Source organism: Sporosarcina sp. So3-204, assembly GCF_058068165.1.
This window is the reverse complement of sequence record NZ_CM176485.1, coordinates 2,669,506-2,682,033: the sequence shown is the minus strand read 5'-3', so window position 1 is coordinate 2,682,033 and position 12,528 is coordinate 2,669,506. Positions and strand designations below refer to the sequence as shown.

Genomic DNA, 12,528 nt, shown 5'->3' with positions numbered 1-12,528 from the left:
TGAGCCATATGAAAGCGCAAGAATTGATTAGTCATCTAGAATTAGAACAGCATCCTGAAGGGGGATTCTACAAGTCAACATATCATTCAGATCTTACAACTGAGTGCGCACAAGGAGAGCGACCACTTTATACAAGTATTTACTTTTTACTACGTTCAGAAGATGTGTCGCATTTTCACCGTCTTCAATCAGATGAAATATGGTATTTCCACGGCGGTAGTTCTTTAACCGTACATATGATTACACCAGATGGAAAATATGAAGAAGTAGCATTAGGGCTAGATATCAATAACGGTGAAGTGCCACAATTTATTGTACCAAAGCATACGATTTTTGGGTCGTCAGTAAAAGAAGAGAATACATTTTCATTGGTTGGTTGTATGGTATCACCAGGCTTTGATTTTGCGGACTTTGAATTATTTGAACAGGATGATTTGTTGACACAGTATCCGGAACACCATGAAATTATTAAGAAATTAACTTAACTTATGTGTTTGTTATAGAAGATATTAATACCAAGAGGATTTTATTATCTCTTGGTATTTTTGTCATATTTTTAACTTAAATACTTATCTTGAAACTATTGAACACTTATAGTGAGTCTTGTAATAAGTTATCAATTATTTTTACAGTTAAATATACCTTCGGAAGTATATTGATTGAAGTAATACGTTTTATCATATTAATAGAGATATTTAAAATCTATAGAAGTACCAATGGATTGGAAGTATCATTTGGTACTTTTTTTATTTTATTAAAAAAACTATCGAGAAAGGTATTAAGGCCTATAGTTATTAAACAATAAATACTTAAGGGAATGAGTTCTAAAGTTTGTTATTATATTAACTTATGGATTAGTTTTGTTTGTGCGTATTTTAATAGAAAGACCCATTTAATGATCTTTATTACTTTCAAGGAGGGATTGTATGATTAAGTTTCTAAGAATAGTTTTTATTCTTTAAATCATTTGTTTGTTGCCTTTAATTGATAGGATTGCATTTGCAAAAGAAACGTCTTTTGTAGACGTAACTGCAGATTTTTTGGGTTTTAAATCTAACCAGTGGGCAGTTCAGCAAGGACTAGTGAAAGGATATCCTAATAATACATATAAACCTGTCAATTAGTTAACTAAATCACAATTTTTAGTTGTTTTGACACGCTATTTAAACAGTAAGTTGACATAAAGTGTGGCATTTAAAAGCCAATCTGCTGTTCAATATGATTATTTGAAAAGCGAGGGATAATCCTACCAGGACATAAAAATTCGAAAATAAAAAACCTGCCAATCTCACAAATGGGATGGCAAAAGCCTTATATGCTATGCAAAGTAAAGTTAGAGATGAACGTGATGTAATTGATTGGATGTATTCCAATCAACTAACAACCGGTAAGGGAGTTAGTGAGGATAAGTATGTGGATTTTGGTCCTAAAGATATTTTACGTAAATTTTTTATCAGCCATGATCTTTCGATATAAAATATAACAGCACTAAAAAAAGCGTCTTCACCTACAAAAGATAAGTGTAGTGGAATACGCTTTTTAGTTTTGAAACTTATTACTTAAAAAGAGTTTAACGAACAATAATTTACTATGTTAAATCTTGACAATATTCGCGAATAAGTCTCGATGCCTTTGATTGACTAATGTCAAGATCCTTAGCTACTGCACGAGTAGCTTTATTTTTTTCGTAAGAACCTCTAACTAATGTTCGTGTAAGTTCTTCCAATGCGTTGTCTAAAGAGTTTTGGTGAATAAATTGTGGTGCATCTTCTATCGTTTCAAGGATAACTTGGGGTAAATCATTTACTTGAATGAAGGAACCACTAATAATTACCAAGCGTTCTACTAGATTTTCAAGTTGTCGAATATTACCAGGCCATGAATAGAAAGAAAGTACATTTAAGCACTCTGGAGTATAAAATTTATTCGACTCATATTTTTCGTTGAATTTATTTAAAAAACTGTAGGCAAGTGGAATGATGTCTTCTTGACGGTCCCGTAGAGCTGGCATATTAATATCGATTACGTTTAATCGATAAAATAAATCCTCACGAAAGCTCTTATTTTCAACCATCTTTAGTAGGTTTTGATTCGTGGCGGAAATAATCCTTATATCCACATGTTTACTTTCATTACTTCCGATAGGGATAAACTGCTTATCTTGAATAACTTGCAACACTTTGGCTTGTAGAGGTAATGCTAATTCGCCGATCTCATCTAAAAAAACTGTCCCCCCATCAGCTGTTTCAAATAATCCAACTTTACCAATTTTGTTGGCACCTGTAAAAGCCCCTCCAGTGTATCCGAATAATTCGGACTCCATTAACTCTGCAGGAATAGCAGCACAATTAATTGTTAAGAAAGGCTTGTCTTTTCTATTGCTAATTTGGTGTAAATAATATGCGATTAGACCTTTACCAGTTCCAGATTCACCTTGTATTAATATTGTTGAATTAGTTGGTGCAACTTTTTTACAGAAATTAATGATTTCCTTCACGCTCTGACTATTTGTAACAATATTGCTATGGGCTTCGTCTAGAAAATTGTCATTTTCCTGTGGTTCTTTGTTCTCGATTATTCTCTTAAAGCTTTGGATTTCCGTGGCTGTAATAACGATAAATTCAATTTCCTGATCATCGTTTAAGATGGGGATTGCTGTAGTCAATAATTCAGTTCCAATATATGTTTGTTGTTTCAAATAAACAATTTCTTTTTTCGAAAAAACTTCTGGAACAATGGAAGGTTTCCAATATCCTTTTTCGAATAGTTCATAATTATACTTTCCGACTATTTCATTTTGTTTTAGACCGTAATGCTTTTCACATTTCCGGTTTACATAAACAATACGTTTCTGACCATCCATAACGTAAATTTCGTCGGAAGAGTAATCTAAAATTCTTAAAATCGATTCCAAGGTAATTTCAGTATCTAACTTAATTATATCGTTTTCCAATTGGCAACCTTCCTTTCTTTTAAATAAAAAAATGAGTTTATTTTGAATAAACACTAAAAATAGCGAGTTAATTGTGACTCGAATGTGACGAATTAATGATGCAACCACTTAGAGTATGTATTAAATCCTCAATGTCAGAAAGTTGGCACGGGAATTGCATTAGATAAATTAGACATAAAAATAGTAGAACATGTCTCACTAGCATTTATTCTATCATCAAATAGCTTTCCAGGAAACCTAGTTATTGAGTAATCAATTAGGGGGAATGAATGTCGTTAATAAAATGAAATTGAAGGTTTTAAAAAAGAGTATTAAAAAAAGTGGGACAAATAATGTTCAGGAGGAAAAGTTATGGATAAGAAAATTGAAATATTCGACATAACGGTCATTGGTGGTGGACCGGTTGGATTATTTACTGCATTTTATGCTGGTATGCGGCAAGCCTCAGTAAAGGTTATTGAAAGTCTACCACAATTAGGTGGACAGTTGTCCGCGTTGTATCCTGAGAAACATATTTATGATATCGCTGGATTCCCTAAAATAGGAGCCCAGGAGCTAGTTAATAATTTACTGGAACAAATGAATCAATTTGAAACATCAATCTGTCTTGGGCAATCAGTTGAAACCGTTGAAAAAGATGGGGATGGCGTTTTTAAATTAACGACAAATAAAGAAATGCATTATACGAAAACAATCATAATTACGGCGGGTAATGGTGCATTTCAAGCCCGTAAGATGAATGTCGAAGGTGAGGAACGTTTTGCAGATAAAAACCTTCATTATTTTGTTACTGATTTAAATAAATTTGCAGGTAAGAAAGTTGCTCTATTTGGAGGTGGGGATTCAGCAGTAGATTGGGCATTAATGCTTGAACCGATTGCAGAAAAAGTATCGTTAATTCATAGGCGAGATAAATTCCGTGCACATGAACATAGTGTGGAATTATTAAAAGCATCAAAAGTTGAAGTTTTGACGCCGCATATTCCAATTGAGTTGGTGGGAACGGAAAATATCGAAAAAGTTATTATACAAGAAGCAAAAACGAATGAAATGATTGAAATTGAAGTTGATGATGTTCTTGTGAATTTTGGTTTCGTCTCAACTTTAGGACCAATAAAAGATTGGGAGCTTGCAATAGAGAAAAACTCAATTGTCGTAAATTCCAGAATGGAGACGAATATTGAAGGCATTTATGCTGCTGGTGATATTTGTACGTATGAAGGCAAAGTGAAATTAATTGCCAGTGGATTTGGTGAAGCGCCTGTCGCGGTTAGTAACGCGAAAATGCATGTAGACCCGACTGCAAAATTACAACCGCTTCATAGCACTAGTGTTATGGGTGACAAGTAGGCCAAGCTCATTAACAAAATAAAAATTTGAAGGAGGGTCAGATATGGCTCATTTTACAATGGTGGATCAAAGCACATGTATCGCTTGTGGTGCATGCGGAGCTACAGCGCCAGAAGTATTTGATTATCTTGATGATGGCGTTGCTTATTCGATTCTTGATGACAATAAAGGGATGACAGAAGTTCCTGAAGATTTACTTGAAGATTTTGAAGACGCATTTGACGGTTGTCCAACCGACTCAATTAAGATGGCAGAAGTGCCTTTCTCTTGTAATGAAGAAAAAGTTAGTTAAGTAAAAATAAAGCAATTACCAAAAAACAGTATAGAGGAGAATAAAAAAATGGCTTATAATCAAGTGAAGAATGCAACGAATAGGACTTTTGAAAGAACAATGACTTATGATAAATATACGGATCCGAAAGTATTAGAGAAAGAAATGGACTTAGTATTTTCAAAGTCATGGCAATTAGTAGGGCATACGAGTCAAGTAGAAAAAGCAGGTTCTTTCTTTACAACTGATGTTGCGAACGAGCCAATTATTGTAATCAAAGGAACCGATGATATACTTCGTGCATTTTATAATGTTTGTCCTCACCGTGCGACAAAACTTGAAAAAAATGAAAATGGTAAGAAGAAAATTTTGCAATGTATGTATCATGGTTGGACGTTTAAAACAGATGGTAAATTAAACAAAGCGGCAAATTTCCGTGGTGAAGATGCAGAATGTGTGAAAGATGCTTGTTTGAGACCTGTTAGAATGGAAGTAATGCAATCTTTAATCTTTGTTAATTTAGATGATGATGCAAAACCACTTAGTGAATCATATGGTGATTTCTTTGATAAGTTAGGTGAGTTTCCATTTATTAAAGATTTACAGAGAACGCATAGAAAAACACGTATTATTAAAGCAAACTGGAAAGCATTTATTGATAACTATTTGGAATGTGATCACTGTCATGTAGCGCATCCAAGTTTTGTTGCAACACTTGACATGGAGGATTATCAAATTACTACTTGTGATAATTATTCTGTTCAGGGGTCAGTTGTAAAACCCGATAAGCAATATGGTGAAGTAGATTTAAATGATGCTGAAATGCAAGGCGGTTCATTTTACTGGCTATGGCCGAACTTAATGTTGACAATCTATCCTGGTCCAGGGAATTTGGCTTCTATTGAAATGATTCCAATTGATCACGAAACAACATTAGCTGTTTATACTTATTACTTCCGTGAAGATAGCTTAGATAAACTATCTCAAGAAGAGAAAGACTTAATGACATTTGCTGAGGAAGTTCGTCAAGAAGATGTGGAACTAGTTGAATTAGAACAGATTGGATTCCGCTCACGTGCATTTAAGAAAGGTCATTATTCTATATCAGAACAAGCAATTGTACAATTTCATGAAATGGTATTGGAGGCCCTAAATGAATAATTTAGCAAAAGATAAATTAACAGTTACAAAGCATTTAATGATTAATGGGGAAAATGTAGAGACTGAGAGTTACTCTCCTCTCTACTCTCCATATTCTGACGAATTAATTGCGGAAATTGCCATTGGCGGTAAAGCTGAAACAAAACTAGCAATCACTGCAGCCTTTGAAGCAAAAGCAATCATGGCTAATATGCCTGCTTATCAACGCTCCGAAATTTTAGAAAATGTTGCACGCATTTTAAAAGAGAGAACTGAAGAAGTAGCTAAAGTTATTTCAACTGAATCGGCTAAACCAATTATGTTTGCCAAGGCTGAAGTTGCAAGAACGATAGAAACTTATAAATTTGCTGCTGAAGAAGCTAAAAGAATTCACGGTGAAACGATTCCTTTTGACGCGGCAGTTGGGGGCGTTGGAAGAATTGGCTATACATTGAGAGAACCTCTTGGTGTTATTGGCGCGATTACGCCATTTAATTTTCCGCTGAATTTAGTTGCGCATAAAGTAGGACCTGCGATTGCTGCGGGAAATACAATTGTTTTAAAACCGGCTTCTCAAACACCTCTATCTGCATTATTAATTGCAGAAATTTTTGCAGATGCAGGACTTCCAGCTGGCGTATTAAATGTCATTACAGGTCCCGGTAGCGTAGTAGGGGAAGCAATTATAGAAGATGACCGCGTGAACATGATTACATTTACCGGAAGCCCAAGTGTTGGTATCGGTATTAGTAATAAATCCGGTCTTAAAAAGACAACATTGGAATTAGGATCGAATTCAGCACTAATTATTGATAAAGACGTTGAGATTGATGAGATTATCGATCGTTGTACAATGGGCGCCTTTTCGAATCAAGGACAAGTTTGTATTTCTCTTCAACGTGTATTCATTCACGAAGAAAAGTATGAGGAATTTATTATTAAGTTTGTAGAAGCTACGAATAAGCTGAAATTAGGCAATCCGCTTGATCCGGAAACATATATCTCTTCATTAATTTCAAAAAGAGAACTAGAACGTACATTGAGTTGGATTGAGGAAACGAAGCAAAGCAATGCGGAAATCGTTGCTGGAGGTAAAGCACAAGACAATATTCTTCAGCCGACGATTATTGTGAATGCAAATGAAAGTTTAAAAGTTTCTTGCCAAGAAGTATTTGCACCAATTGTTATTGTAAATAAAGTAAAATCAGTGGAAGAAGCAGTCGATTTAGTAAATGATTCTCGTTTTGGACTTCAAGCTGGTATTTATACAAATAACGTAAAAAATGCTTTTTATGCAACAAAAAATCTTCATGTTGGTGGCGTTATCGTTAATGATGTTCCGACATTTAGGGTTGATCAAATGCCGTATGGTGGTGTAAAGGAAAGTGGAACAGGTCGGGAAGGCATTAAATATGCAATAGAGGAAATGACGGAAATGAAACTCATCATATGGAATCAGGGGTAAAGGAGATTTGTTATGATAAAATATAAAATAGCGGTTATTGCTGGTGACGGAATTGGTCCAGAGGTTATTGACGAAGGAATTAAAGTTTTAAATAGAATTGCTGAAATCGATACGAGCTTTGCTTTTGAATTTACGCATTTTCCATGGGGCTGTGAATATTACTCCATACATGGTCAAATGATGGCAACTGATGGGATGGAACAACTAAAACAGTTTGATGCAATTTATCTAGGTGCTGTTGGTTTCCCTGGTGTACCTGACCATATTTCTCTATGGGATTTGCTGTTAATTATTCGTAAAGAATTTGATCAATATGTAAATATTAGACCAATTAAATTACTTAAAGGTGCGCATTGTCCTTTAACAGACATCAAGCGTGAAGACCTTGATATGCTGTTTATACGTGAAAATACGGAAGGCGAGTATTCAGGTGCGGGAGATTGGTTATTTAAAGGGAAAGAAAATGAAGTTGTCTTGCAAAATGGTGTCTTTTCTCGAAAAGGGACGGAAAGAATCATTCGTTATGCGTTTGAAACAGCGAGAAAGCAAGGACGTAGTTTGACGAGTATTAGTAAAGGTAATGCCTTGAATTATTCAATGGTTTTCTGGGATCAAGTATTTGAAGAAATTAGCGTAGAGTATCCTGATGTGGAAACAGCATCTTATCTTGTTGATGCCGCAGCGATGTTAATGATTACTGATCCAAAACGATTTGAAGTGGTCGTTACTTCAAACTTATTTGGAGATATACTAACAGATGTAGGTGCGGCACTTGCTGGAGGCATAGGTCTTGCAGCAGGCGCGAACGTAAATCCAGAAAAAGAATTCCCATCTATGTTTGAGCCTGTACATGGTTCAGCACCAGATATCGCGGGCAAGGGTATAGGGAATCCATTGGCATCCATCTGGTCAGCTAGTCAAATGCTCGATTATTTTGGATATGAGCAGTATGGTAAGTTAGTAATTGATTCCATTGAACAACTATTAGTAGAAAATGAAATATTGACTCCTGACATGAAAGGGACAGCCTCAACCTCACAAGTAGGTGATCGCATAACAGCTATTATTACTAATACAACAACATTGAAAGCGTAAAAAAATTAATCGGTGTTATTTAAAATAGCACCGATTAAATTTTCACAAAACCTACTCGGCTTTAAATGGCGAAATAGAAATGAGTTTTGCCAACAGTAGAATCGTTAATTGGGAGTGATTAAATGAAGAGCAACAAGACTGTGTTTTATTCCTCATTGGCTGTTAGTTTAGCTTTAATAAGTGTTGGCGTATTTGCTCCAAAACAATTAGAGAATTTTTCTAATTCCTCACTTAGTTTTATCTATAATAATTTGGGTTGGTTTATTCTAGGTAGTGTTTTTATATTCTTTGCTTTTTGCATGTATATCGGAATATCTAAGTTCGGTCATATACGGTTAGGTGATGACGATGATCGTCCGGAATATAAAACTGCTACTTGGATTGGTATGCTATTCAGCGCTTCCATCGGTATTAGTCTAGTGTTTTGGGGTGTAGCTGAACCAGTTTCCTACTATGTTAACCCTCCGTTTGGGAGTGGATCTTCAGAAGAATCAGCGAAATTAGCCATGCAGTTTGTATTTTTACACTGGGGTGTGTCTGCATGGGCATGTTACGCAGTTGTAGGTGTTTCACTTGCATTTTTCCAGTTCCGTAAAAAGTTACCAGCATCATTGAGTTCTGTTTTTTATCCGTTAATTGGCGATAAAATTAGAGGACCTTTTGGAAAATTTATTGATGTTGTTGTAATACTTTCTATTGTAATCGGCATTGCTACTTCACTCGGTTTTGGTACATTGCAAGTGAATAGTGGTTTAAATTACATATGGGGTATACCAGTTGGTATTTCTACACAAGCGATTATTATAATAATCGTCAGTATTATATATGTGGTATCAACTATTTCAGGTTTACAGGGAGCTATCAAACATTTATCTAATTTAAATATGTTATTAGCATTTGCATTATTGGGCTTCGTGTTATTTCTTGGGCCAACACAGGATATTCTGAAAATATTTTTTCAAGGTATTGGTGATTATGCGCAAAACTTTTTAAGTATGTCTTTTAGAACAGAACCATATAATGATGGGTCATGGATTTCAAGTTGGACATTGTTCTACTTTGGATGGTGGATTGCTTGGGCGCCTCTTGTAGGGAGTTTTGTTGCAAGGATTTCAAAGGGTAGAACTATAAAAGAATTTATGATGGGTGCGGTATTTATCCCAGCGTTAGGGTCTTTCTTATGGTTTTCCGTAATGGGAGGTTCAGCATTATCACTTATTCAAAATGCAGGTGAAACAGCAATTGCAACAGCTGTAACAACCGACGTTACTTCAGCGTTGTTTAAGTTTTTTGAGTACTTTCCAATGAGTGTGTTTTTATCTATTTTGGCAATGGTACTCGTACTAGTATTCTTTATAACGTCTGCCAATTCAGCAGTATTTGTTTTGGGAATGATTAGTGAAAATGGTAACCAAAATCCAAGGCATTTTACAAAAATTGTTTGGGGGGGCGTAATAGCTGTTATCTCTATTGTTTTAATAATGACAGGAGGTTTAAGCGGTCTACAATCTATCCTCGTAGCAACTGCAATTCCAATTGCCATATTAATGCTTGTAATGTGTTATTCCACTTTAAAAGGATTGAAACAGGAGCTAGAAATTAATCCAGTGAAGAAGGAAAAGGTGAAGGAAGTACTTTCTCCGTTGAAGAAAGTAAAAGAGGGTTCGGTCCTTTCTCCGTTGAAGAAATTAAAAGAGGATCCAGTTCTATCTGTAATTAAGGATCCAAAAGATGAAATAATTATTGATAAATAAACTTAATCAATTAACGATTTTACGTTTATAAATATCAGAAAAATCTATAAAGTGTAAACGTTATCATTTATGGTGAATCTGTATAGAATATGTAAAGACTAGCTTAAAAAATAAGTTAAATAAATTAAAACTGCCCTCAAAGTTTGTAATTAACTTTGGGGGCGGTTCATTTTTTGTTTTTATAACGGTAAACAAGGTTCCACAATATCGAGTAAAGAGATAAGTTTTTTAGTTTAGTCTATTTTATTAATTATTCTCCCATCCATTGTTCCACTTTTTTGTCCATTTGATTTTGTAAATCTTCTATATTCCCACCATCTAAGTAAACCAGTTTCAAGTACTTTTCTGGGAACATCTTTTTAATAGAAGAATGATATAAATTGCCATCTTTTGGTTCAGTATATTTAATGACTGAGTAGTGATTTGCCTTTTTCTTCAGTTGAATTACAGCAGGAAGAGAATGGCCCGTGACATTTTCTGTTCCTGTGGATTTATTAAATCCTCCAAAATAAGACCAAAAATAGACTGTTAGTAAATCATTTTTCTCGCTTGTACCATATACTTTATGGACTTCAAATTGTTTTTCTGTCGGATAGGCTGAAGATGTATAATGTTGGATGATATAATTTGAAATCTCATCATCAATTTCTTTTGTAATCTGTTTATCAGCATCATGATATATTGTGGCATTCCCATTACAACTTGATGATAGTAAAATCAGGCAGAATAAAATAGTGGCGTTAATTTTTGACATAATTGTGAAGTTCCTCATGTTTAACCTTCCTCTCTTCTTTATAAAGACTATTATCGGTTAGAAAAGTTTTCGTTGCTAACTAATGATTAATCAGTTTTTAGAGAATTCAATACTAGATGAGGTTACATCGTTATAATTTTATTATAAATCTATTAAGTTAATAAAGTTGAGTAATATTTTATGTAATTGAATCAATTTCATAATGTGTACTTTTAAAAAATCATATAGAAACAGAATTAAAAATGATTTCTTAAAAAAACGAATGAAGTAGCTGATTATGCTGTTTCAGATAATTGAAGTTGAAGGAGTCGATCAACAGCAAGTTTACTAGCGTTGTACGCGATTTGAACTAAATCAAAATGAACCTTGGCTTTTTCACCAGTACAATGATAAATCTGATCTAATAGAAAATATCCTTTGAGGTATGCATTTACACGTTCAACGGAACTTCGTTCCTTATAAATTTCATCCCATTTTACTGAGCCACGTGCTGGCGCAGTGTAACGTCTCAGGTCATCAGTGATTTTCTTTTTATAAACCTTCTGACATAAAGTATCAGTAGCGAGTGGACAATTCTTACATTCCAATGGACGTGTGTATTTCAGTGTTTGATACTTACTGTCGAAGCTATCATAACGATACGAATGTTCTCGAACACATGTCGGTGTGAAATATTTATCAAAGCCTATAGGCTCAGGTTCATTCTTCTTATTATAAGCAATGATAGATTGCGATCCGTTACGATAAATTTGTTCGTAAATTGGGTTGTAATCGTAACCTGCATCCATTGTTACGTAGTTTATTTTTAATAAAGGTAGACGTTCTTTAGTACCTTTTAATAATGAGATTGCAGCTTTTCCATCATTAAGACTGCCTGAAGAAAATAGAGATTGAAGAATATATTGACTTTTCGTCCCAACCGCTAGATGACATTTAAATCCATACCAAAAGATGTTCTTCCCTTCACTGTTTTTCTTTATTCCCCATTTGGGTTCAATAGGCACAGAGGAACGAAGTTCCAATAGGGATGCATCAAGTTGATTTTCAATTTTCTTTTCATAGAGCGGAAGGTTCGCTTCCTTTTCAGCTTTTTCAACTAGCCATTGTTCATGTTCTTCTTTCTTTTTTCGGCCACGCTTTTTGGGTTCTTTTTTAACTTTATCCGATTTAAATGGAGCACGATCACGCGCTTCAACATGTGTTGCATCAATAGCTATCGTTTCATCTGATACGAAACCTTCTGTTATCGCTTGGAGAAGAAGACGTTCTTGAACGATTTCTAAAGTATCAGATTCGCTAATGGATGCAATCATACGGGAATAGGAAGCTTCCGATGGAATCTCATCAGATACTAAGAATCCACAATCAACCTTAAACCGTAAATCTGTAGTGAGACGCTTTACAAGGTCCTTAATAAATGGAATGCGTTCGGTGATTCGAATAACCAACGAATAGATCATAGCAGAATAATTAAGTGATTGTTTAGGTCCAAAACGAGACTTTTTCATCATCACGTCAAGGATGGGATGTATGTCAATAACCGACAAAATCGAATTAAATCGATGGGTAGGTTCCAAGTCGAATAAAACTTGCATGTCAAACAGGCTTTCTTGTCGTATAATAGGCATAGAGCATTTCTCCAGTCTGTTAATGTGTGTGTGGTAACTCTCATTATACAGGATTTGGGGAGGTGCTCTATTTTTTTGTGATTTAACACCTAGAGCCCCAAGGGCTCAGAAATATGAA

At 34.8% G+C, this 12,528-nt stretch carries 11 protein-coding genes; 8 read left to right on the top strand and 3 right to left on the bottom strand.

What is annotated here, in order from left to right:
* The first annotated feature begins 8 nt into the window (after window positions 1-8).
* Window positions 9-485 (top strand): cupin domain-containing protein, encoded by a 477-nt coding sequence (locus AC3RV6_RS13145; RefSeq protein WP_489746489.1) that lies wholly within the window; start codon window positions 9-11, stop codon window positions 483-485.
* Window positions 486-1,299: 814 nt separating this feature from the next.
* Window positions 1,300-1,476, top strand: a complete 177-nt coding sequence (locus tag AC3RV6_RS13140; RefSeq protein ID WP_489746488.1) for a hypothetical protein — start codon at window positions 1,300-1,302, stop codon at window positions 1,474-1,476.
* 112 nt (window positions 1,477-1,588) lie between these two features.
* On the opposite strand, the gene AC3RV6_RS13135 is transcribed toward AC3RV6_RS13140, so the two are convergent.
* Window positions 1,589-2,953: a sigma-54 interaction domain-containing protein gene (locus AC3RV6_RS13135; protein WP_489746487.1), complete on the bottom strand. Its 1,365-nt coding sequence runs from the start codon at window positions 2,951-2,953 to the stop codon at window positions 1,589-1,591.
* 351 nt (window positions 2,954-3,304) lie between these two features.
* Between AC3RV6_RS13135 and AC3RV6_RS13130 the strand changes: the two genes are divergently transcribed.
* The 6 genes from AC3RV6_RS13130 (at window position 3,305) to AC3RV6_RS13105 (ending at window position 10,028) form a co-directional block, all read left to right on the top strand.
* On the top strand, window positions 3,305-4,303 hold the full coding sequence (locus AC3RV6_RS13130; protein ID WP_489746486.1) for an NAD(P)/FAD-dependent oxidoreductase: 999 nt from the start codon (window positions 3,305-3,307) through the stop codon (window positions 4,301-4,303).
* A 43-nt stretch (window positions 4,304-4,346) separates the two neighbouring features.
* The gene (locus AC3RV6_RS13125) at window positions 4,347-4,595 is read left to right on the top strand and encodes a ferredoxin (protein ID WP_489746485.1); all 249 of its coding nucleotides are present in this window, start codon (window positions 4,347-4,349) and stop codon (window positions 4,593-4,595) included.
* Window positions 4,596-4,643: 48 nt separating this feature from the next.
* On the top strand, window positions 4,644-5,735 hold the full coding sequence (locus AC3RV6_RS13120; RefSeq protein WP_489746484.1) for an aromatic ring-hydroxylating oxygenase subunit alpha: 1,092 nt from the start codon (window positions 4,644-4,646) through the stop codon (window positions 5,733-5,735).
* Window positions 5,728-7,179 (top strand): aldehyde dehydrogenase family protein, encoded by a 1,452-nt coding sequence (locus AC3RV6_RS13115; protein ID WP_489746483.1) that lies wholly within the window; start codon window positions 5,728-5,730, stop codon window positions 7,177-7,179. The genes AC3RV6_RS13120 and AC3RV6_RS13115 overlap by 8 nt, the downstream gene beginning before the upstream one ends.
* 12 nt (window positions 7,180-7,191) lie before the next feature.
* Window positions 7,192-8,274 (top strand): tartrate dehydrogenase, encoded by a 1,083-nt coding sequence (locus AC3RV6_RS13110; RefSeq protein ID WP_489746482.1) that lies wholly within the window; start codon window positions 7,192-7,194, stop codon window positions 8,272-8,274.
* Between the two features lie 122 nt (window positions 8,275-8,396).
* Window positions 8,397-10,028 carry a BCCT family transporter gene (locus AC3RV6_RS13105; protein WP_489746481.1) on the top strand — a complete coding sequence of 544 codons (1,632 nt, stop codon included), beginning with the start codon at window positions 8,397-8,399 and terminating at the stop codon, window positions 10,026-10,028.
* A gap of 250 nt (window positions 10,029-10,278) precedes the next feature.
* On the opposite strand, the gene AC3RV6_RS13100 is transcribed toward AC3RV6_RS13105, so the two are convergent.
* Window positions 10,279-10,800, bottom strand: a complete 522-nt coding sequence (locus AC3RV6_RS13100; RefSeq protein ID WP_489746480.1) for a hypothetical protein — start codon at window positions 10,798-10,800, stop codon at window positions 10,279-10,281.
* A gap of 257 nt (window positions 10,801-11,057) precedes the next feature.
* Window positions 11,058-12,410 (bottom strand): transposase, encoded by a 1,353-nt coding sequence (locus AC3RV6_RS13095; RefSeq protein WP_489746479.1) that lies wholly within the window; start codon window positions 12,408-12,410, stop codon window positions 11,058-11,060.
* Window positions 12,411-12,528 lie beyond the last annotated feature (118 nt).

Bases quoted from the DNA above. Each gene is read 5' to 3' on its own strand.
- AC3RV6_RS13145 (WP_489746489.1), top strand. From the start codon at position 9: ATGAAAGCGCAAGAATTGATTAGTCATCTAGAATTAGAACAGCATCCT.
- AC3RV6_RS13140 (WP_489746488.1), top strand. From the start codon at position 1,300: ATGGCAAAAGCCTTATATGCTATGCAAAGTAAAGTTAGAGATGAACGT.
- AC3RV6_RS13130 (WP_489746486.1), top strand. From the start codon at position 3,305: ATGGATAAGAAAATTGAAATATTCGACATAACGGTCATTGGTGGTGGA.
- AC3RV6_RS13125 (WP_489746485.1), top strand. From the start codon at position 4,347: ATGGCTCATTTTACAATGGTGGATCAAAGCACATGTATCGCTTGTGGT.
- AC3RV6_RS13120 (WP_489746484.1), top strand. From the start codon at position 4,644: ATGGCTTATAATCAAGTGAAGAATGCAACGAATAGGACTTTTGAAAGA.
- AC3RV6_RS13115 (WP_489746483.1), top strand. From the start codon at position 5,728: ATGAATAATTTAGCAAAAGATAAATTAACAGTTACAAAGCATTTAATG.
- AC3RV6_RS13110 (WP_489746482.1), top strand. From the start codon at position 7,192: ATGATAAAATATAAAATAGCGGTTATTGCTGGTGACGGAATTGGTCCA.
- AC3RV6_RS13105 (WP_489746481.1), top strand. From the start codon at position 8,397: ATGAAGAGCAACAAGACTGTGTTTTATTCCTCATTGGCTGTTAGTTTA.
- AC3RV6_RS13100 (WP_489746480.1), bottom strand. From the start codon at position 10,800: ATGAGGAACTTCACAATTATGTCAAAAATTAACGCCACTATTTTATTC.
- AC3RV6_RS13095 (WP_489746479.1), bottom strand. From the start codon at position 12,410: ATGCCTATTATACGACAAGAAAGCCTGTTTGACATGCAAGTTTTATTC.